The following is a 21,773-nucleotide window of genomic DNA, read 5'->3' as shown; positions in this document are numbered from 1 at the left end:
GGGTACTGGCTGAAAAATGAATGGGATTCATGGCGTTATGCTACCTCACAGAGTTGATCCCGGGCCACCACCAGGGTCACGGCGCTGCCCACCGGCAGCAGATCGCCGGCACGGCGGTTGAGGCAATCCACCGTCAACAGCCCCGCCTCGCACTCCACCTGATAGCGGATGACGTTGCCGAGCAGCTGCTGCTGGCGAACGATGCCGGGCAGGCTGGGCTCGTGGCTGACCGCCCCGGCGGGCAGCAGGGTGATGGACTCCGGCCGCAGCGCCAGCTTGCCGCGAAAGCGCGGGCCGAACAGGGATTTGGCCTGCTCGCCATCCAGCAGGTTGTAGTTGCCGATAAAGCCCGCCACGAACTCACTGGCGGGACGGGTATAGATCTGCTCCGGCGTGCCGCTCTGGACGATGGAGCCCTTGTTCATCAGGAAGATCCTGTCCGACAGGGTCAGTGCCTCCTCCTGATCGTGGGTCACGAAGATGGTGGTGAGCTCGAGGCGCTGCTGGATCGCGCGGATCTGCTGGCGCAGGCTGCGGCGGATGCGGGCATCCAGCGCCGAGAGCGGCTCATCCAGCAGCAGGATCCGCGGCTGCACCACCAGCGCCCGAGCCAGCGCTACCCGCTGGCGCTGGCCGCCGGAGAGTTCGCTTGGATAGCGGCGCTCGAAGCCGGTCAGCTCCACCAGCGCCAGCGCCTCCTGCACGCTGGCGGCGAGATCCCGCCCCGGCTGGGGCTTCATCTTGAGGCCGAAGGCGACGTTGTCCCACACCGTCATGTTGGGAAACAGCGCATAGCTCTGGAACACCATGCCGATGCCCCGCTTCTGGGGTTCCTGCCAGGTAATGTCCTCACCGGCCACCCGCACCTGACCGCCATCCACCGGGGTGAGCCCGGCCAGGGCCCGCAGCAGGGTGGATTTGCCGCAGCCGGAGGGGCCGAGCAGGGTCACCAGCTCCCCCTTGCGGATGCCGAATTCAATCCCCTCGAACACCTTGGTGTCGCCGTAGGATTTGTGCAGTTGATTCACTTCTAGATGGAACATGTTGATTCACCGATGAAATCTGTTGGCTGCCCAGGTGAGCAGCAGGGTCAGCAGGAAGTAGCTCATCACCAGTGCGCTGGTGAAGTGGCCCGAGGTGGCACGCATGTTGTAGAGGTAGACCTGCAGGGTCTCGTAACGGGTGCCCACCAGCATGTTGGCAAACACGAACTCCCCGAGCAGGAAGGAGAGGGAGAGAAACAGCGCCGCCAGCAGCCCCTTGCGCAGGCAGGGGATCACCACCAGCAGGAAGGCGCGGGCACTGCTCGCCCCCAGCAGATGGGCGGCATCCATCAGATCCTGGAGCGGCACCCCTTGCAGGCTGTTGGCCAGCGCCCGGTACATAAAGGGGAGCACCACGGTGAACCAGGTGCCGATCAGGATCCACGGCGTGCCGATAATGGGCAAAACGCCGTCGGCGTAGATCTGCAGCAATCCCACCGACGAGACCACTGGCGGCACCGCGAAGGGGAGCAGGATCAAGAGGTTCATCCAGGGATCCAGCTTGGGGAAGTAGTAGGCCACCACCAGCACGGTGGGCACCAGCACCAGGGTCCCAAGCAGCAGGGTGGCGAAACAGACCAGGAGGCTGCGGCCAAAGGCCGCCAGAAAGCGCGGGTCGCCCCACAGCTTGAGATACCAGTCGAGGGTGAAGCCGTCCGGCAGCAGGGTCGCCCCCCAGCGGGTGGAGATGGAGTAGAGAAAGGTAGCCAGCAGCGGGAGCAACAGGGTGGCGACCAGCGCCCCCAGCACCCATCTGGGCCAGCGCGGCGTCAAATCATGCATGGGATTGCCCCTTGTTCACATAGCTCTTTTTCAGCAACCACTGGTTGGCGGCCGTCACCACCCCCAGCAGCACCATCAGGATCACCGCCAGCGCCGCCGCGAGATTCGGCTCGAGGAAGATGTCGCCGGAGACCAGACTGGCCACCCGGATGGTCACCAGGTTGAAGTTGCCGGTGGTGAGGGCATAGGCGGAGGCATAGGCCCCCACCGCGTTGGCAAACAGGATGATCAGGGTGCCGAGCAAGGCGGGCGTCAGCACCGGCAGCGCCACGTGCCACACATACTGGCCCTTGCTGGCGCCGAGCAGGGCGGCGGCCTGGGGCCACTCATCCTGCAAGGCGTCGAATGCCGGGTAGAGCAGCAGCAGGGCGAGGGGGATCTGGAAGTAGGTGTAAATCAGGATAAGGCCGCTGCCCGAATAGAGGTTGAAGCCGTCGATGAGGCCCCAGGATTTGAGCAGCAGGGTCACTGCACCATTGATGCCGAGCACGATGATGAAGGCGAACGCCAGCGGCACGCCGCTGAAGTTGCCCGTCATGGTGACGAAGGCCAGCAGCACCCGCTTGACCCGCTCGCCGCTGTGGCGCAGCGCCGCCGCCCCGAGGGTGCCGATGGCGAGCCCCGCCAGGCTGGCGATGCCGGCAATGCGCAACGAGTTGCCGAAGGATTGCAGATAGAAGGGGGAGCTCAAAATCTCCCGGTAGTGGTCGAGACCCCAGCCATCGGGGGTCTGGACGCTGCCCACCAGCACCCACGCCATGGGGGCGAGCTGGAACAGGATCATCAAGAGGACAAAGGGCAGCAGCACCAGGACCGGCAGCCAGTGGCGGCGCTCCCGGCGTGGCTTCACCTGTTGATCCGCGAGGATCTCGGTGGTGGCAGGCATCATCAGTGCACCTCGCGTATAAAGGCCGCCTTGAGCAGCGGGGGGGCTGCCGGCTTGTCGTGGGGAACCCCCAGCAGATCCGCCATCAGGGCGCAGAGCTGGGTCTGGGCGATCACTACCCCATCCGGCCAGCGTTCGACGAAGGCGTCGCCAAACAGCCAGAGTGGCACGGTGCGCTCCTCGGCCAGGGTGCCGCCATGGCTGAGATCGTTGTTCATGCCGTGATCCGAGGTGATCACCACCTGATACCCCTCTGCCAACCACTGGGGCAGCAGGTCGGCCAAGAGGCTGTCCATGCGGCGAGCCTGATTGCGGTACTGGCGGGAATCGAGGCCGAACTGGTGGCCCGCATCGTCCACCCCCATGGGGTGGATCAGCAGAAAATCGGGATCGTACTGGCTGCGCAGCCACTCGCCGTCCATCAGCAGATGGCTGTCGGGGTAGGCGTCATCCCAGTAGAAGCAGCCGTGCTGGATGGGCAGTTGCTCATCGTGAGTGAAGCGATCGCGGGCCGCCAGCCAGGGGCTCTGGTTGTAGAGCTCGCTCACCCAGTGGTAGGCCGCCGCTGCGGTGCGTTTGCCCGCGGCCCGGGCCAGATGGAAGATGGAGTCGTGTTGGCTCAGGCGATTCACCCCGTTGTGGGTGATGCCGCTCGCCACCGGCGGCACGCCGGTCAGGATGCACTCGTAGAGAGGGCGGGAGAGGGAGGGCAGGGCGGCACTCAGGGTCGTATGCAGGCCGCGCTCTGCCTCCACCATGCCACAGAGGTAGCCCATGCAATGGGCTACCTCTGCTGCCAGGCCATCCACAAGTACCACTATCACCTTGTGTTGCACTGGCCACTCCTTACTGCATGTTGATCATGACGGTTTCCTGCCACTGGCGCGGCAGGGCCTTGGAGCTCTGCTCCCAGGCGGCATGATCCTGCACCGGCTTGGCATTGGCGTACTGCTCGGCCGGCAGCAGCTTGGCCTTGACGTCATCCGGCAGGGTCACGTTGCTGCGAATGGGGCGGGCGTAGCCACGGGCCAGGTTGATTTGACCAGCATCGGAGAGGATGTATTCCCGCGCCAGCTTGGCGGCGTTGGGGTTCTTGGCCCACTTGTTGATGATGGTGGTGTAGCCGGCGATGACGGAGCCGTCGCTCGGGATCACCACATCAAACTTCTTGGGGTCGATCTGGTCGCGGTAGTTGAGGGCGTTGAAGTCCCACAGCACCCCCACTTCCACTTCGCCCTTCTCGATGTTGGCGATGGTCGGGTCGTTCAGCGACAGACGGCCCTGCTTGGCCAGCTTTCCGAACAGATCCAGGGCGGGTTTCAGATTCTTCTCGCTGCCGCCGGTGGCATAGGCCGCCGCCAGCACGCCGTTGTTGGCCTGGGAGGCGACGCCCACGTCACCCAGGGTCACCTTGTAGTCGCCACCCAGCAGGGATTGCCAGCTGGTGGGGGCGGCCTTGACCAGATCCTTGTTGATCAGGAAGGCGATGGTGCCGGTATAGGCCAGCATCCAGTGGCCGTCCGCATCCTTGGCCCAGTTGGGAATGTCGGCCCAGGTGGAGGGTTTGTAGGGCTGGGTGACACCCTGCTTGACCGCCACCGGGCCGAAGGCGCCGCCCACGTCGCCGATGTCGGCGGTGGCGTTGGCCTTCTCGGCGGCGAACTTGGCGATCTCCTGGGCGGAGCTCATGTCGGTATCCTGATGCTTGATGCCGTAGATGCTGCCGAGCTGCTGCCAGGTGTCCTTCCAGTTGGCCCAGCTGTCGGGCATGCCGACGCTGTGGAGCTGGCCTTCGCCGCGGGCGGCTTTTTCCAGGTCCGCGATATTCTCGGCTGCATAGAGCGGCTGACTGATGGCCGCCAGGGCCAGTGCACTTGCGATCACGCTTTTCATCATCATCCCATCCCTCTGGACTAGGTCAGTTAAGGTTCGAGAGGGATGCTAGAGGGGGAATATGACGGTGACGGGGCGCTTTGATGGCAATTTGATGACATGTCGACCTGTCACCGGGCTGTCATCCCGCGGGGGTACAACTCCGGGTGACAGCCGCTGGTCTATGCCAGCCATGAGCGACAGGAACCTGACCGTGATCGACAGCCGCATACCCTCCAAGTGCGAACAGATTTGCCGGACCCTGCGCCGCTATATCGGCAGCGGACACCTGGCGGCGGGGCAGCAGCTGCCCGCCGAACGGGCGCTGAGCGAGCGATTCGCCACCACCCGCATCACCATCAAGGAGGCGCTCTCCAGCCTCGAGGCGGACGGCCTCATCTACCGGGCCGAGCGGCGCGGCTGGTTCGTGGCGCCGCCTCGCCTCACCTACGATCCCGCCATCCACACCCACTTTCACCAGTGGATTGGCGAGCAGCAGCGCACCGCCGAGACCCGGGTGCTGGCCCATGGCAACCAGCTGGCCAGCAGCGAGTTGTGCCGCTGGATGGGTCTGGAACCCTTTACGCCGCTGTATGAAATTCGCCGCCAGCGGCTGATCGACGGTCGCCCCGTGCTCCACGTCAGCCATCACCTGCTGGCGAGCCGCTTCCCCGGCATCGCCAGCGCTCCCCTGGCCAGCTCCCTCACCGAGCTTTACCGGCAGCGCTATGGCATAGGCCAGGGCTGGGCGAGCCTCGAGATCACCCCCTCGGCGGCCCGGGGAGAGATAGCCCGCGCCCTCAACCTGGCCCAGGGGAGTGCCGTGCTGCGCTTGGTGCGGGTCAATCATGACGAGGAGGGGACGCTGGTGGATTGCGACATCGAGCACTGGCGACCGGACGCCATCCGCATCTGCCTGGATACCCGGGCACTGCAACCGCTCGCCACCGGCGCGCGGCAGGTGCAACTGGCAGAGTAGCGGCGTTCTAGCACTGACATGGCGGATCCCGCAGGATCCACCGGGATCAGTTGTCGATGTTGGGGATCAGATCGTCGAAGCTCTGGTAGCCGCAGTCCGCCAGTTGCAGCGACATGGTGTAGGTCTTGCTGCCCTCCCGCTGGCCGATGGCGGGGCGGTTGAGCTTGAGCTCCTGATGCCAGTACTCCTTCATGCGATCGATCAGCGCCATGGCCTCGCTCTCCCCCAGATGGAGCTGGCACAGCGCCATGTAGTTGTTGGGCCTGTGCATGTTCTCCACCAGATAGTCCCCCAGCACCAACATGGCCTGGCGCGCCTACTGGCGGGCGAAGCGGCTGTGCTGCTCGAAGCTGATGCGCTCGCTGATGAGGAAGTGGTAGCTGTTGTCGATGCCAAGCTGCAGGATGCCGAGCTTCTCCAGCTTGCGCAGATAGAGGTAGCAGGAGGCATCGGTCAGGCCGTACTCCCGCTTGAGATCGATGAGGGTCTTGTCGCGCCAGAAGATGTTGGCGAGGAAGGCATAGAGCCCCGGCTCCTTGTGAAACGCCTCATCCTGCTCCTGGGTGAAGACGGCCCGGCGGCTCTGGGCATCCTGGGTCCGGTCCAGCAGCTCTTCGAAGGAGAGTCCCACCAGATGGCAGATCTCCAGCAGGGTGTCGAACGGCAGGGAGGGCTTGTTCATCATGCGCTTCACGGTGGCGATGGAAACCCCCATGGCTTCTGCCAGGGTCTGATAGCGGATCCCCTTGTCAGTCAGGGTTTTTTTCAGGGTGTCGAGGATGTGATTGGCCAGTGTCTGGCTGTAGGTCATGCAACTATTCCTTTATCTGCATTTTTAGTCGTGTCAGAAATTGAGTGGTTTGTCTGTATCGGGCTCAAATTTTGACACCTAGAAAAACCAGAGGAGGGTAACCCGGTGATAATGGCGGAAATGGCCTGACCAGTTGTGGTGCAAGGTGGCAGAAAATGACACTCGGTGGTGCATATCCTTCAACCTTTCAACATTTTGCTGGTGATGCATATTACATCGCACATAATTCAACACGAATCGGATCGCGAATTCAACTTCGAAGTGCAATTCCCGATTAAAAATCAGGCTGCTTTCAGAAGTTCGTCAAAAACCACCTGTGGCTGTTTAAATCCCAAGCATTTGCGCGGCCTGAAGTTCAGCCGCTTTTCGACGGCTGACAGTGCCTCTGCTGTCACCACACTCAAATCACTGCCTTTGGGCACATATTGCCGCAGCAGACCATTGCTATTCTCATTCTGTCCCCGTTCCCATGCACTGTATGGATGCGCAAAGTACACCTGCGCTTCCAGCTCTGCTGCAACACGTTCATGTTCGACAAACTCGCTACCATTGTCAGCTGTGATGGTATGGACATGTGCCTGGTAGGGTTTCAGCATGCTGATAATGGTGTCCGCCACCGCGCTGGCTGTTTTGCTGGGAACGTATTGAACCAGGTAGAGCCGGCTCTTACGCTCCAACAGACTCACTATTGCACCGCTGCCTTGCTTACCCAACACGGTATCGACTTCCCAATCTCCCACACGGCTCCGCTCATTGACTATCGCAGGGCGTTCATCAATCGATACCGGATTGGGAATGACACTGCGTTTGCTGTTCTTACCCTTGCGATAGCGTTTGTGACCCTGACGCAGATGCCGGTATAGCGTGCCACCGTTGGCCTTGTCGCGTGCCACATAGCGGTATATCCACTCGTGGCTAACCGGGCAGTTAATCATGTCTCCAACGCCACTGATTTGCTCGGGACTCCAGTCCGCGACCAGCGCCATGCAAACAAAGTCGATGGTATCAGACGGGACAGTACGCTTCTGACTCGTCAGCCGTCGTGCCGTGGCAAGTTGGTGAGCCTGCTGCGGCTGATAGGCCTGCCCAGCACAATTACGACGAAGCTCACGACTGATAGTCGATGGATGAACCCCGAGCTGTTTGGCAATGCGGGCCTGTGACAGGCCATGGTCACGGAGGCAGGCAATCTGGTATCGTAGCCCCTCGGTCAACTGCTGGTATTTCATGGTGTATCGCTTTGTTTCTTTGGCGAGAAGAAGCGTACCCTAACTGGTAGTTGACCGCCTCTCTCCTATGCACCATGGGCATTGCACTTATTATCTGAATTCACGATTCAATACCTTCCTGGTTGAGAAAACGATTGTTTGCTTCCAATTTAAGGGTTTTTTTAACCGCAAGGTTTTATTCTTTCCTGGCATTGAGCGGAACTCGCAAGAGGTCCGCTTTTTTTCTTTTCTCCGAATCTGAGCCCGTCGTCAAGAATGGGGCGCAGTTTTGGTACTTCCTGCGCCACCGACCCCGGAAGGCAGTCCTTTATTCCCCCTGACCGGCAAACAGCTTGGGGATCTCCCGCACCAGCCAGCTCTTGGCCTTGCCCATGGTGTCTCGCCGCCAGGCCAGCACGACCTGGATCTGGTGGCGATATTCGGGACTGATCACCTTGAGTCTGCCCGCCTTGATGTCCTCTTCAATCCAGCGTTGCGGCATGGTGCCGATGCCGAGCCCCGCCAGCAGGGCGTCCCGCTTCTCCCCCATGGTGCTGACGGTCAGGCGCGGCTGCTTGTCGAGCAGGCGGTAGGTGAGCACCGGCTTGCGCAGTGCCGTGTCGGCTACCGCGATGGCGCGATAGCGGCGCAGGGTCTCGTCCGCCAGGGGCTCGGGTTTCTGATGCAGGGGGTGATCGGGGTGGGCGACGTAGAGCATCACCTCCTCCCTGAGCACCTGGTACTTGATGCCGGTCATGGCGATATCGGCATTGAGAGAGGAGATGAGCAGGTCGGCGCGGCCATCCTCCAGGCACTCCCAACTGCCCGCCAGCACCTCGGCGCGAAACCTCAGCCGGGTATCGGTCTGTTCGGCCAGCCGATCCACCAGGGGGTAGAGAGCCTGTACCGGCATCAAGGCATCGACGGCGATGGTGATGTCGGTCTCCCAGCCACGGGAGAGGGCCCGGGTCTCCCCCACCAGGTGTTCGGCCGCCTCCAGCAGCACCCGGCCCCGCTCCAGCAGCATGCGGCCCGCCGGGGTGAACTTGGTCCTGTGGCCGCTGCGGTCGAACAGCATGGCGTCCAGCTCGTCTTCCAGCTTTTGTACCGTGTAGCTCAGCGCCGAAGGCACCTTGCCCAGCTCGTCGGCCGCCGCCGCGAAGCTGCCACGACGGTCGATGGCGTCCAGCACCCGGATCGCCTCCAGGGTCAGCGCCCGCTCCTTGTTCGATTCCTTGGCCATATCCAACCTTCAATTTTTTTGAATGTGTTTACCAGATTATCTCGCTAACAACTTAGGGGAAGTCACTTTAATATTCAATCAACGCTTAGGCAGGAACGCCTGGCAGCCAAATAAAAGGTAGTTCCGGGCTGAGACATCCCCAAACACGATGTCTGATGTCAGCAAAAGAACAACATAGTATTTGAATGATCTCTTGCATGGATGCATTGATTCGGGCCCAAGGGGCCTTGGCAATGACATAAAACCCAAGAGAGTGAATGAACATGAAAAACGTAATCAAGATGCTGGCCGTTGCAGGCCTGATGACCGCAGGTGCCGCCCAGGCTTCCGTTCCCGCTGACTTCAATGCCGCCCCGGGCGTGCTGTTCGTCAACTGGAGCGCCACCGCCGCGATGGACGGCAAGGCCAACCCCATGCTGGAGGTGCGCGACGAGTCCGGTGATCTGCTGGCTTCTGTCCACGCCAACCTGATCGGCACCCAGCAGGTCGCCATCCCGAGCCGCACCCAGGGCAACCTGACGGTGAGCCTGGGCAACGAAAGCAGCAGCTACCGCATCCCCTTCGGTCTGGGTGACGGTCGCCAGCGTTAATGAACCAACTTGGTCAGTGAGGAGCACACCATGATGAAATTGAGAGCCGCAGAAGCACGGGGCAAGGCCAACTTTGGCTGGCTGGATGCCCGTCACAGCTTCTCCTTCGGTCACTACTATGACCCGGAATGGATGGGACACTCTGCCCTGCGGGTCATCAATCAGGATCGGGTGGCGCCGGGTGGCGGTTTCGCGACCCACCCTCACGCCAACATGGAGATCCTCACCTGCGTGCTGCAAGGCACCATAGAGCACAAGGACAGCCTCGGCCACGCCGAGCAGATCCCGGCGGGGGATTTCCAGCTGATGAGCGCAGGGTCCGGCATCCGGCACAGCGAGTACAACCCCTCGCAGACCGAGCCGCTCTCCCTGCTGCAAATCTGGATCGAGCCGAATGAACACGGCACGACCCCGGGTTATCAGCAGAAGAAGATTGAAAACAAGCCCGGGATGACGCTGGTGGCGTCACCGGACGGCGAGGCGGGATCCTTCAGGATCCGCCAGCAGGCCAGAGTGTGGCGTCTGCAGCTTGCCGAAGGGGAGACCCTGGAGTGGGCACTGCAAGGGCGTCATGGTTACCTGCACATGATTTCAGGGGAGCTGACCGGCAACGGTCTGGCTGCCCGACCCGGCGACGGGCTGCTCAGCCGCGACGAGTCGAGCTGGGTGCTCACCGCCTCCAGGGGGAGTGAAGCCCTGCTGTTTGACCTGCCTTGATAGAAAAATCTTGGCGAAATGAATGAGTTAACAATTAGCTTTTACACTGTAAATACCATGATGGTAAGCAAAGGAATATGACGATGGACAAGATGAAAGATGTGGCACTGCTGGTGGGTCGTGTACTGCTGGCGCTGATGTTCGTGATGGCTGGCTGGGGCAAGATCGGCGGTTACGCCGGTACCCAGGGTTACATGGAAGCCATGGGCGTGCCCGGGTTCATGCTGCCCCTGGTGATCCTGCTGGAGCTGGGTGGCGGTCTTGCCATCATGCTGGGCCTGTTTACCCGCAGCCTCTCCGTGCTGCTGGCCGGTTTCACCCTGATGGCCGCCTTCATCTTCCACTATCAGCCTGCCGAGCAGATGCAGATGCTGATGTTCATGAAGAACGTCTCCGTGGCCGGTGGTTTCCTGGCCCTGGCGGCGGCCGGTGCAGGGGCTTTCAGCCTGGATGCCCGCCTCGGCAAGCACTGGTAATACCCTGACGTTTCAAGTTTTCCAACGCCTTTTGGCCGGTGCCTTGCACCGGCTTTTTTGTGCCCGCTTCCCGGGGATGCCATCTGTGTTACGGCGCGCAGTCCGGACGCCACAAGTGCCTTTTGCATCTTATCCCCCGATCCCCGACAATCCCGATTCGCGTGCCGTGACGGGAATGCCAGAGAGTGTCCCCCCGCGCACCCCCTCTTCATGAAATTGGCGGGAGTCGTCCATGTTTACCCTCTACCACTCCAATCAGCTGGATCTGCTCAAGGAGCTGCTGGTGAGCCGCATCCGGCAGGCTCCGCTCTCCCACCCCTTCGATCGGGAGCAGATCCTGGTGCAGAGTCCCGGCATGGCCCAGTGGCTCAAGCTGGAGCTGGCCAAGGCGTTCGGCATCGCCGCCAACATCGACTTTCCCCTGCCCGCGAGTTTCATCTGGGAGATGTTCACCCGGGTGCTGGCGGACGTGCCGCGCCAGAGCCCCTACAACAAGGGGGCCATGAGCTGGCACCTGATGACCATTCTGCCCACCCTGCTCGGCAGACCCGCCTTTGCGCCCCTCGCGGCCTATCTGGGGGGCAGTGACGGGGCGGCGCCGGAGCAGGTGCGGCTCTGGCAGCTCTGCCAGAAGGTGGCGGATCTGTTCGACCAGTATCTGGTCTACCGGCCGGACTGGATCGCCCGCTGGGAAGAGGGGGAAGGATTGAGCCAGGAGCTGGCCGGGGTGAGCGGTCAGGATTGGCAGCCCGAGCTCTGGCGCGAGCTGGTGGCCCGCACCCTGGCCCTCAGCCCCAGCGGCTACCACCGCGCCAACCTCTACGAGGCCTTCATCCACGAGCTGGAGCGCACCCGGGATCTGCCGGGCAGGCTGCCGCAACGGGTCTTCGTGTTCGGCATCTCGGCCCTGCCGCCCCGCTACGTGGAGGCCCTGCTGGCCCTCGGCAGCCGCCCCGAGGTGGAGGTGCACCTGTTTGTGACCAACCCCTGCCGCTACTACTGGGGGGACTTGCTCGATCGCAAGACACTGGCGCGCCTCGAAAACAAGCTCAAGCCCGGTACGGATCTCGAGACCCTGCAGGGCCCCGCCAATCCGTTGCTCGCCTCCATGGGCAAGCTGGGGCGCGACTACCTGCACCAGCTGATGGAGTTGGAGGTACCGCAGATCGAGGCCTTCGTCGACATCGAGGATCGCGACGATGAGGGCAAGGTCACCTTGCTGCGGGCCATCCAGAAAGACGTGCTGGAGCTGGCGGAACGGGGGGCCGGCGAGTTCAACCTCGATGCCAGCCACCACAAGAGCCCTGTCAGCCTGGATGACGGCACTTTGCAGATCCACGCCTGCCACGGCCCCATGCGGGAGCTCGAGGTGCTGCACGACCGGCTGCTGGCCCTGTTCGAGCAGGATCCCACCCTCACCCCCAAAGACGTGGTGGTGATGATGCCGGACGTCAACAGCTACGGTCCCTACATCCAGGCCGTTTTTGGCAAGGAGGGCGGCAAGGGGCGGGGCGGGGCCCGCGGCCAGATCCCCTTTGCGATCTCCGATCGGGCGGCGAGCCAGGAGAGCCCGCTGCTGCAAAGTTTCCTCGCCCTGCTCAGGCTGCCGAACGCCCGCTTCGGGGCGGGGGAGCTGCTCGCCATCCTGGAGGTGCCCGCCGTGCTGCGCCGCTTCGAGCTGGACGACGACGAGTTCAACGTGCTGCGGCGCTGGGTGCAGGAGACCGGCATCCGCTGGGGGCTGGATGACGACTATCCCGAGCGCTTCGCGCTGCCGCGTCTGTCCGGCAACAGTTGGCTGTTCGGCCTGCGGCGCATGCTGCTGGGCTTTGCCATGGGGGACGGGGAGCCGGTGGCGGGGATCCTGCCTTATGCGGACATCGAGGGGCAGCAGGGGCTGATCCTCGGCAAGCTCGCCTGGTTCGTCGACTCCCTGGCGGAGTTTCTGCCCCGGCTGCAACAGGCGCAGCCGCTGGCCGAGTGGCACGCCTGCCTGCTGGCGCTGCTGGAGCGCTTCTACCTCGCCGACGAGGATGAAGAGCGCCAGCTCCAGCTCATCCGCAGCCAGCTCACCGACTGGCAGGCCCAGCTCGGCGAGGCCCGCTTCGAGCAGGCCATCAGTGCCGACCTCTTGCAGGACTACCTCGGCAGCGTGCTGGGGGAGTCCCGCTCCAGCCAGCGCTTCCTCGCCGGTCAGGTCAACTTCTGCACCCTGATGCCGATGCGTTCCATTCCCTTCCGCCAGGTCTGCCTGCTCGGCATGAACGACGGCGTCTACCCGCGCACCCTGCCTCCCATGGGCTTCGATCTGATGGCGGTGGCCTCGCGGCGCGGGGACCGATCCCGCCGGGATGACGACCGCTACCTCTTCCTCGAAGCGCTTCTCAGTGCCCAGCAGGGGCTCTACATCAGCTATCAGGGGTTCAGCGCCCAGGACAACAGCGAGAAGGTGCCCTCCGTGCTGCTGGCGGAGCTCATCGACTACGTGCGCCAGGGCTTCGTGCTGGCGGGAGATGAAGATCTCGACGACGACACCTCGGGCCAGCGGCTGCTCGAACACCTGATCGTGGCGCACCCCCTCACCCCCTACAGCCCGGCCTACTTTTACCCCGAACCCGGCTCCGGTCTCTTCACCTATGCCGCCGACTGGCTGCCGGCCCTGAGCCCCGAGCGGGGGGCCGCCAACTTCCAGAGCGGCGATCTGCCCCTGCCCGCAGAGTGGGGCAGGGAGCAGGGGCTGGAGCTGGCGGAGCTGCTGCGCTTCTATCGCCAGCCCGCCAGGTACTTCCTCAACCGCCGCCTCAAGGTGTGGTTCGAGCTGGAGGAGGCGACCATCGAAGACAGCGAGCCCTTCGAGCTGGACGGCCTGCAGCACTATCAGCTCAAGGCGCTGCTGCTGGATGCCCATCTGACCGAAGGGAAGAGCGAGGCCCGTCGCCACCGGCTGCAACTCTCCGGCCTGTTGCCGCAAGGGTGGTTCGGCAGCCTGCTGCTGGAGGAGATCGACGGCGAGATGGGCAAGCTGGCGGCGCGGCTGCGTCCCTGGACGGGGGACAAACTGGCGGTGGAGATCGACATCGCCCTGGCCCAGGGGCAGCTTCAGGGCTGGATAGACACCCAGAAGGGACGAGCGCTGGTGGTCAAACCCGGCGGCTTCAACGGCAAGGATCTGCTGCTGGCCTGGATCCAGCACCTTTGCCTCTCCTTGAGCAGCGCCCCCGGCGACACCCTGCTGTTCGATGCCAAACAGAGTCTGCGGCTGCCAAGGCTTGCGGCGGACGAGGCGCGGCCCAGGTTGGCGGCCCTGGTGGCCCTCTGGACCCAGGGGATGAAGCGGCCGCTGCCCTTCTTCCCGAGCACCGCCTGGGAGTGGCTCAAGGCGATCGAGAAGGATCCGGCAAAGCCGGAGGAGGCCGACAAGGCGGCGCTTGCCCGCTTCAACGGCGGCTACATGGTGACGGGAGAGGGGCAGGACGTCTATGTCGCCCGCTGCTTCCCGGAACTCGATGACGAGGTGCTGGCCCAGTTGCAGGGGCTGGCCCGTGAACACCTGACCCCGCTCCATCAGGCGCTGGAGGAGTTGCAATAATGGCTAACCCGCTCAATCCCCTGCGTTTTCCCCTCTATGGCGAGCGGCTGATCGAGGCCTCCGCCGGGACCGGCAAGACCTATACCATCGCGGGCCTCTATCTGCGCCTCTTGCTGGGCCACGGCCCGGTTATCGAACAAGCAGGCGAGGAGGGGTGGGACGCCGGTCAGCCCTGTGCCCACGAGCGGCCCCTGTCGGTGACCGAGATCCTGGTGGTGACCTTTACCGAGGCGGCCACCGCCGAACTGAGGGGGCGGATCCGCGCCCGCATCCACGAGGCGCGCCTCGCCTTTATGCGCGGCCACAGCACGGACACCCTGCTGGCCCAACTGCTGGCGGAGGTGGAGGATCACGATCTGGCGGCCCGTCGCCTGCTGGCCGCCGAGCGGCAGATGGACGAGGCGGCGGTCTTCACCATCCACGGCTTTTGCCAGCGGATGCTCAGGCAGAACGCCTTCGAGTCGGGTGCCCTCTTTGAAACCGAATTTTTGACCGACGACAGCCGGCTCCGGCTGCAGGCGGTGAGTGACTACTGGCGCGCCGAGTTCTATCCGGTGGATCAGCCCCTGGCCCGGGCGGTGCGAAGGCTCTGGCCGAGCCCCGCCGCCCTGCTGCGGGAGATGGGGAGCTGGCTCGACAACGACGAGCTGGAGATCCGCCCGGTGGCGGGGGACGAGACCCTGGCGGCGCGGCACAGCGTCGCCATGGCCCGCATCGGGGCGGTGAAAGCCGGGTGGCTGGCGCAGACGGACGAGATCCGCCGCCAGACCGAGGGGCAGATCAGCCGTTACACCGGCAAGAACTACGAGGGCTGGCTTGCCAAGATTGGCGACTGGGCGCAGGACGAGACCAGCGGCTACGTCCTGCCCAAGGAGCTGGAGCGCTTCGGCCAGCAGGCGCTGGAGGAGAACCTCAAGAAGGGGGGAACGGTGCCCACCCTGCCGCTCTTTGGCGAGATAGACGCCCTGCTGGCGAGCCGACCCGGCATCCGGGATCTCGTCTTGCAGCGGGCGGCCAGGGTGGTGCGCAGCCGAATGCAGGAGAGCAAGCGCCAGGCCCATCAGCTCTCCTTCGACGATCTGCTGCGGGATCTCGACGGGGCGCTCGGCTCGGGCCTGGGGGAGCGGCTGTGCGAGCGCATCCGCGCCACCTACCGGGTCGCCATGATCGATGAATTCCAGGATACCGACCCCCAGCAGTACCGCATCTTCCATCGCCTTTACGGCGGTCACCAGGACACGGCGCTCCTGATGATCGGCGACCCTAAGCAGGCCATCTACGGCTTTCGTGGCGCGGACATCTTTACCTACATCCAGGCGCGGCGAAATGTGAGCGCCCACTACACCCTGGGGCGCAACTGGCGCTCAAGCCGCGCCCTGGTGGCGGCGGTCAACGGCCTGTTCGAGCGGGCGAAGGATCCCTTCATCTACGAGGCGGACATCCCCTTCCTGCCGGTGGAGGCGCAGGGCAAGAGCCGGGCACTGCTGATCGAGGGGCAGAGCGTCCCCGTGCTGCACTGCTGGCAGCTCACCGGTCAGCCCACCTTCAACAAGGGGGAGTACCAGAGCAGGATGGCCCGCGCCACGGCGGCGGAGATCCATCGCCTGCTCACGCTGGCCCGGGAGGGCAAGGCGATGCTCGGCAGCGAGCCGGTCAGGGCCGGGGATATCGCCGTGCTGGTGCGCACCGGCGCCGAGGGCAAGCTGGTGCAACAGGAGCTGGCGCGCCTTGCCATCGCCTCCGTCTATCTGTCGAACCGCGAGAGCGTGCTGGCCCAGGTGGAGGCGCGGGAGATCCTGCTGATCCTGCACGCCTGCCAGAACCCGAGCGATGAGCGAAGCCTTAGGGCAGCGCTCGCCACCGGCCTGTTCGATCTCGATGCCAGGGCCCTGGACGCGCTGGCCTCGGACGAGCGGGCCTGGGAAAGCGCGGTGCAGGAGTTCATGGGATACCGCGCGGTCTGGCATCGCCACGGGGTGCTGGCCATGCTGCGGGCCCTGATGCACGGGCGCAACCTCGCCGCCTCCCTGCTGGCGAGCCCCTACGGGGAGCGGCGGCTGACCAACTTCCTCCATCTCGGCGAGCTGCTGCAACAGGCGAGCGGCGAGCTGGACGGGGAGTACGCCCTGCTGCGCTGGCTCGGGGAGGCGGTGAGCCAGCCCAACGGCCAGGACGGGGAGCAGATACTTCGCCTGGAGTCCGAGCGCAAGCTGGTGCAGATCGTCACCATCCACAAATCCAAGGGGCTGGAGTACCCGCTGGTCTTCCTGCCGTTCATTTGCAGCCACCGCGCCGCCGACACCCCCCTGTTCCACGAAGCGGGGGAGGCGGGCAATCGCACCGTGCTCGATCTCACCGGTGCCGAGGCGTCCCTGGCCGAGGCCGACAAGGAGCGCCTCGCCGAAGACTTGCGCCTGCTCTACGTGGCCCTGACCCGGGGGGTCTATGCCACCTGGCTCGGGCTGGCGCCGGTGCGCTCCGGGGCGGGCAAGTCGGAGAAGACCGACCTGCACCGCACCGCCATCGGCTACCTGCTGCAAAAGGGGGAGGAGGGGGACGCCGGGACACTGGCGACCGCCCTCACCGACCTGGCCCAGGCCCTGCCGGGGGTGGCCGTCGGTGAGCCCTCGCTAACCCGCCCGGCCCCGCTGCCCGCCGAAGCGGAGACGCCGGGGGAGCCCACCGTGCGCGCGTTCCAGGGGCAGCTTGAGCGGGACTGGTGGATCAGCTCCTACTCCGGGCTCGCGGCCCAGGGCAACGGCCACGGCAAGGGGGTGCTGGCCAACCCCGGCTTCGACGACGAGGTGGCCACCGAGGCTGCCGTCACCGTGCAGGAAGAGGAGGCGCCCGCCCCTTCCATCTTCACCTTCCCCAAGGGGGCGCGTCCCGGCACCCTGCTCCACAGCCTGTTCGAGACCATCGACTTCGAGCACGCGGGGGGCGAGTCGCTGGCACAGCACATCGCCGCCCTGCTGACCCAGGAGGGGTTCGACGAAGGCTGGGCCCCCGTGCTGCAACAGCAGGTGGAGGCGGTGCTGGATACCTCCCTTGAGACCGGCCTTGGGGATCCGGTGCGGCTGCGGGATCTGGCCCCCGAGCGCAAACAGGTGGAGCTGGAGTTCTTCCTGCCCATGGGGCGGGTGACGGCACCGGCGCTGACCGCGCTCTGCCAGCAGCACGACCCCCTGTCGCGGGGCGGCAAGCCGCTCGGTTTTGCCACCGTGCAGGGGATGCTCAAGGGCTTCATCGACCTGGTGTTCGAGTGGCAGGGGCGCTGGTATCTGCTCGACTACAAATCGAACCACCTTGGCATGAGCCCCGCCGATTACGGCCGCCCGGCCCTGGAGCGGGCCATGGTCGAGCATCGCTACGATCTGCAATACCAGCTCTATTCGCTGGCGCTGCATCGGCTGCTCGCCTTGCGGCTGCCGGGCTACGATTTCGACCGGCATTTTGGCGGGGTCTTCTATCTCTTCCTGCGCGGCATGCCCCAGGGGGGCATTTTCCATGCCAGGCCCAGCCGGGAACTGGTGCTGGGGCTGGACGAGTTGTTTAGTAAAGGTGTGACATCTGACGATCATCGTTTAGAGAAATCGAACAAGGCAGAGGCATGAGGGGCGAGATGAAGGGCGAAACCATGATAGAGCGGCTGAAAGCCTTGGCGCTGGCGGGGCGCATCCGCCAGCTTGACCTGCAATTTGCCAGGCTGGTGGCCGACCTTGGCGGCAGCCCCGAGCTGGTGCTGGGGGCCGCGCTCGCCTGCCATGAGCTGGGGCGCGGCCATGTCTGCCTGCCGCTGGCGATGCTCGCTCAGGGCGGTGACGGGCAGGGATCCTCGCGTCCCTTCGGGCTGGATCCGGATCAGAGCCGGGATCTGCTGGCGGATCTCGCGGATCCCGCGAGCTGGCCCGCCCTCTTTGCGGCCAGCCCCCTGGTGGGGAGCGAACAGGAGGAGGGGGAGATCCCCCGCTGGCCCCTGCGACTCTGGGGGGATCGCCTCTACCTCACCCGCTACCACGACTTTGAGCTGGGGGTGGCCCGCCACCTTAGCGCCTTGAGTGAACGGGCCGAATGGCCGGAGATTGCCCCGGCCCTGTCACGCCTCTTTGCCCGCGACTACGGCCTGGTGTTCGGGGCCCTGCTCAAGGCCCGCCTCGCGCCGGACTTCTCCGTCCGCCACTTTGTGGAGAAGTACCTGGATCTGGTCTTCCCCCATGAGGTGGAGTGGCCCGCCGTGGAGACCCTGCTAAAAAGCGCCCAGGCGGCCAGCGAGCTGGAGCGGCTGGATACCCTGGTGCCCGAGGCGCTCTGCTGCAACGGCCAGAAGCTGGCGGCGGCCATGGCGGCGGCGCGCCCCTTCGCGGTCATCTCCGGCGGCCCCGGCACCGGCAAGACCACTACGGTGGCCAAGCTCCTCGCCATCCTGGTGGAGACCGGCCTGCAAGGGGGCAAGGCCCCGGCGATCCGGCTGGTGGCCCCCACCGGCAAGGCGGCGGCGCGCCTCACCGAGAGTATCGGTTCTGCCCTGCAGGCCCTGGACCTGCCCCCCGAGTGGGTGGAGGCCATCCCCACCGAGGCGGGCACCCTGCACCGGCTGCTCGGGGTGATCCCCGGGCGCAGCCAGTTCCGCCATCACAGAGGCAACCCGCTGCACCTGGACTTGCTGGTGGTGGACGAGGCCTCCATGGTCGACTTGCCGATGATGGCGCGCCTGCTGGACGCGCTGCCCCGCCACGCCCGCCTCATCCTGCTCGGCGACAAGGATCAGCTCGCCTCGGTGGAGGCGGGGGCCGTGCTCGGGGATATCTGCAGCTTTATCGAACAGGGCATCAGCCCGGCGCAGGCACATTGGCTTTCCCGCCAGACCGGCTATCGCCTGCAAGGCACGCCATCAGGGGCCAGCGTGCGCGACAGCCTCTGTTTGCTCTCCAAGAGCTGGCGCTTTGACCAGTATTCGGGCATCGGCCAGTTGGCGCGGGCCTGCAACAGCGGCGACGGGGCGGCAGTGGAGGCGGTCTGGGGCGCAGGATTTGGCGACATCCGCCTGCACCCCTGGGCGGGGGAGGCCTACAACGCCTTGATTGCCGAGGGAGTGGCCGGTTATGGCAGCTACCTCAAGGCGGCCCGGGCCGGCGAGGATCCGGCGGCGGTGTTCAAGGCGTTCAACGGCTTCCAGATCCTCTGCGCCCTGCGGGACGGCCCCTTCGGGGTGACGGGGCTCAACGAGCGCCTCGAACTGGCCCTCGCCAAGGCAGGGCTGATCCAGCGTGACGGCGACTGGTATGCGGGCCGCCCGGTGATGGTGGTGCGCAACGACCACGGGGTGGGCCTCTACAACGGCGACATGGGGCTCTGCCTGCCCGATGACACCGGCCGCCTCAAGGTGTGGTTCGAGCAGCCGGACGGCACCCTGCGGGCCCTGCTGCCCAGCCGGTTGCCCCCCCATGAGACGGTCTACGCCATGACCATCCACAAATCCCAGGGGTCGGAGTTTGCCCACACCGTACTGGTGCTGCCCGACAGCCCCAGCCCGCTCCTGACCCGCGAGCTGGTGTATACCGGCATCACCCGCGCCAAGGCCCGCCTCGATCTCTACGGCGATCGCGCCCTGCTGGCACAAGCGGTACGGAAAAAGACCGAGCGGTATTCAGGGTTGGCACAGAGGTTGGGAGGAAGTTAGTTAGCTGCAGTAAATAATCAACTAATTTACATACTGTACTGTTGAGGGGGAAGAAGTATGGGATTTTTTAAACTGATAGTTCCCAGCGATAAATTGCATGCTAATTTTAAGTCTATTTCACATGACAATTTAGAATTAGAGCGAAATATTTTCTCTCAATGGGCAGAAGGCTTCGTTGATAGAGATGGAAAAGTCATTAAAGAATTTCAGACGACCTTCAACTCAACATTTTGGGAAGTTTATTTACATGCAGCTTTCAAGGAGTTAGGGGCAAGTATAAACTGGCAGCACCCATCACCAGACTTTAATGTATTGAAGAATGATAGTGATATCATAGTGGAAGCTGTCGTTTCTAACTCAGCTGATGGTAAGGAAAATGAGTGGGAAAGAACATTCTCTGCAGAATCTATGGAGTCAATTAAACGGTTTGGTAAAATAAATCATGAAGCAATGATCAGACTGTCAAATTCTATACTTTCCAAATACAGACTGTATAATACAAAATATAAAAACCTTAACCATGTAAAGAATAAACCATTTGTGATAGCAGTTGCACCCTTTGAGCAGCCTTGGTTCAATCTACAATATACAAGACCAATTTGTGCTGTTTTATATGATCATTATGTTGATGAGGATGAATACTTAGATAATCCCGGAAAATACCCTGCAGGGCCCCCTGTAAGAAATCTAGGATTTATAGAGAAAGATAATGGTGCCTCAATTCAGTTAGGTTTATTCACGAATGAACTGATGAGGGAGGTTAGTGCTGTTATTTTCTCGTGTACTGCTACATGGGGTAAGTTAAGTGCGATGAAGCATAACTTCTTTAGTGGCTGTACAGTTGACTCCGTCTGGTCTGTGGATAAATCTGGTACGCCAGAAAGAAGGTCTGAAGATCACCGGTTGTATCATGAGAAAATTGTTGATGGACTGTGTATTCTGCATAACCCATACGCAATAAATCCTTTGCCAACGGATATCTTTTTCTGTCAAGGTGTTGCGCAGTATAAATATTTTATTCATGATAAAACGCTACATGCAATTGGGCTTGAAAATAGTCTTTTACACAGAAATGTAATCGATATACGACCTACAAACAAAGGCTTCATGCGTTTTATGCGACCTTTTTAGATCTCGAATGTTGGGCTTCGCAGGCTCAGCACCAACCTACCAATTGCTATGTTATAGCTGAGCGTAGCGAAGCCCAACGTTTACCGCGAGCTCTCTTTTTTCCTTCCCCTCATCCCCGGCCCTTCTCCCGCAAGGGGAGAAGGGAGATTTGACTCCCATTGAGTTGGTTTGCACCACAGGTTTATCGGATATTTGTAGGTTCGATTAGCGAAGCGTAATCGGACGATCACGTAATCAAGCATCATGCAATCGAATATTGCATCATCGAAAATTCGTGCAATCCGCCACTCCCGAACTTTTCCCGATTGCCAACGCTATATCCTCGATGTCGGATGATCCCCTCTCCCTTTGGGAGGGGGCAGGGTGAGGGACGGTTAGGGTGCAATGAACGAAGTGAATTGCACCGCTCCTATTTATCTGTCAAAAGGTGTAATGCGCTTCGCTTTTTACACCCTACCTACACACGACAGGATCTTATTGATTGCGACTCGAATTTAACACCATCGATCTGAATCGGGATTACGAACGCTGTGTGCAGGCGCGCAGGGATGCTTATTTCTGTAGCTTTCATACCAATGAGGGCTTTACCGACTTTATCGACGGCTATCGGGAGCGGATCTCTGAAAGGCTGGGGCAAGCCTTAACCATCCCCTCATATGAGCGAGGCGTGGCGCGGCTTCTGAGGTATGATCGCCATCCTTGACCAGCTAATACCCAACAGACTATCCCCATGTTTAACCACGAACTAATCCTCAACCACATCGA

16 protein-coding genes and 1 pseudogene are annotated in these 21,773 nt (G+C 62.7%); 9 read left to right on the top strand and 8 right to left on the bottom strand.

The window, feature by feature from the left end; translation table 11 throughout:
• Positions 1 to 35: 35 nt before the first annotated feature.
• From HKD46_RS16090 to HKD46_RS16070, 5 genes are read right to left on the bottom strand one after another with little or no spacing between them, the layout of a single operon-like run.
• Positions 36 to 1,043, bottom strand: a complete 1,008-nt coding sequence (locus tag HKD46_RS16090) for an ABC transporter ATP-binding protein (protein WP_171865662.1) — start codon at positions 1,041 to 1,043, stop codon at positions 36 to 38.
• A 6-nt stretch (positions 1,044 to 1,049) separates the two neighbouring features.
• The gene (locus HKD46_RS16085; protein ID WP_171865661.1) at positions 1,050 to 1,826 is read right to left on the bottom strand and encodes an ABC transporter permease; all 777 of its coding nucleotides are present in this window, start codon (positions 1,824 to 1,826) and stop codon (positions 1,050 to 1,052) included.
• Positions 1,819 to 2,715: an ABC transporter permease subunit gene (locus HKD46_RS16080; protein ID WP_171865660.1), complete on the bottom strand. Its 897-nt coding sequence runs from the start codon at positions 2,713 to 2,715 to the stop codon at positions 1,819 to 1,821. Before HKD46_RS16080 ends, HKD46_RS16085 begins: the two co-directional genes overlap by 8 nt.
• Entirely contained in the window at positions 2,715 to 3,548 is an 834-nt protein-coding gene (locus HKD46_RS16075; RefSeq protein WP_171865659.1) for an alkaline phosphatase family protein, read from the bottom strand. Before HKD46_RS16075 ends, HKD46_RS16080 begins: the two co-directional genes overlap by 1 nt.
• A gap of 10 nt (positions 3,549 to 3,558) precedes the next feature.
• Positions 3,559 to 4,605, bottom strand: coding sequence for an ABC transporter substrate-binding protein (locus tag HKD46_RS16070; protein WP_171865671.1), 1,047 nt, complete (start codon positions 4,603 to 4,605; stop codon positions 3,559 to 3,561).
• A 172-nt stretch (positions 4,606 to 4,777) separates the two neighbouring features.
• Here HKD46_RS16070 and HKD46_RS16065 point away from each other — a divergent pair, with 172 nt between their 5' ends.
• Positions 4,778 to 5,563: a UTRA domain-containing protein gene (locus HKD46_RS16065; RefSeq protein ID WP_171865658.1), complete on the top strand. Its 786-nt coding sequence runs from the start codon at positions 4,778 to 4,780 to the stop codon at positions 5,561 to 5,563.
• A gap of 46 nt (positions 5,564 to 5,609) precedes the next feature.
• Here HKD46_RS16065 and HKD46_RS16060 read toward each other — a convergent pair.
• The 3 genes and pseudogenes from HKD46_RS16060 to HKD46_RS16050 form a co-directional block, all read right to left on the bottom strand.
• A pseudogene (locus tag HKD46_RS16060) lies at positions 5,610 to 6,374 on the bottom strand (helix-turn-helix domain-containing protein).
• 281 nt (positions 6,375 to 6,655) lie between these two features.
• Complete coding sequence (locus HKD46_RS16055; RefSeq protein WP_012564931.1) at positions 6,656 to 7,603, bottom strand: IS30-like element ISAeca1 family transposase; 948 nt, start codon at positions 7,601 to 7,603, stop codon at positions 6,656 to 6,658.
• Positions 7,604 to 7,910: 307 nt separating this feature from the next.
• On the bottom strand, positions 7,911 to 8,825 hold the full coding sequence (locus HKD46_RS16050; RefSeq protein WP_161469732.1) for a LysR family transcriptional regulator: 915 nt from the start codon (positions 8,823 to 8,825) through the stop codon (positions 7,911 to 7,913).
• Positions 8,826 to 9,082: 257 nt separating this feature from the next.
• Here HKD46_RS16050 and HKD46_RS16045 point away from each other — a divergent pair, with 257 nt between their 5' ends.
• The 8 genes from HKD46_RS16045 to HKD46_RS16010 all read left to right on the top strand — a co-directional run bounded on the left by HKD46_RS16045 (position 9,083) and on the right by HKD46_RS16010 (position 21,711).
• Complete coding sequence (locus HKD46_RS16045; protein ID WP_053288810.1) at positions 9,083 to 9,415, top strand: hypothetical protein; 333 nt, start codon at positions 9,083 to 9,085, stop codon at positions 9,413 to 9,415.
• Positions 9,416 to 9,445: 30 nt separating this feature from the next.
• The gene (locus HKD46_RS16040) at positions 9,446 to 10,132 is read left to right on the top strand and encodes a pirin family protein (protein ID WP_010675910.1); all 687 of its coding nucleotides are present in this window, start codon (positions 9,446 to 9,448) and stop codon (positions 10,130 to 10,132) included.
• Positions 10,133 to 10,215: 83 nt separating this feature from the next.
• The gene (locus HKD46_RS16035; protein WP_010675909.1) at positions 10,216 to 10,608 is read left to right on the top strand and encodes a DoxX family protein; all 393 of its coding nucleotides are present in this window, start codon (positions 10,216 to 10,218) and stop codon (positions 10,606 to 10,608) included.
• A gap of 232 nt (positions 10,609 to 10,840) precedes the next feature.
• Positions 10,841 to 14,197, top strand: coding sequence for an exodeoxyribonuclease V subunit gamma (gene recC / locus HKD46_RS16030; RefSeq protein ID WP_171865657.1), 3,357 nt, complete (start codon positions 10,841 to 10,843; stop codon positions 14,195 to 14,197).
• Positions 14,197 to 17,811, top strand: coding sequence for an exodeoxyribonuclease V subunit beta (recB, locus tag HKD46_RS16025; RefSeq protein ID WP_171865656.1), 3,615 nt, complete (start codon positions 14,197 to 14,199; stop codon positions 17,809 to 17,811). Before recC ends, recB begins: the two co-directional genes overlap by 1 nt.
• An 8-nt stretch (positions 17,812 to 17,819) precedes the next feature.
• The gene (gene recD, locus HKD46_RS16020) at positions 17,820 to 19,877 is read left to right on the top strand and encodes an exodeoxyribonuclease V subunit alpha (RefSeq protein ID WP_171865655.1); all 2,058 of its coding nucleotides are present in this window, start codon (positions 17,820 to 17,822) and stop codon (positions 19,875 to 19,877) included.
• A gap of 57 nt (positions 19,878 to 19,934) precedes the next feature.
• A complete protein-coding gene (locus tag HKD46_RS16015) occupies positions 19,935 to 21,008 on the top strand; it encodes a hypothetical protein (RefSeq protein WP_173418148.1) in 1,074 nt (357 codons plus the stop codon).
• Positions 21,009 to 21,489: 481 nt separating this feature from the next.
• Entirely contained in the window at positions 21,490 to 21,711 is a 222-nt protein-coding gene (locus HKD46_RS16010) for a hypothetical protein (RefSeq protein ID WP_409240930.1), read from the top strand.
• Positions 21,712 to 21,773: the final 62 nt, after the last annotated feature.

Origin of the sequence: Aeromonas sp. TW 6, from assembly GCF_013168745.1 — a bacterium.
Lineage (GTDB): Bacteria > Pseudomonadota > Gammaproteobacteria > Enterobacterales > Aeromonadaceae > Aeromonas > Aeromonas caviae.
The sequence above is the reverse complement of the archived record's forward strand: the minus strand, read 5'-3'. Positions and strand labels throughout refer to the sequence as shown.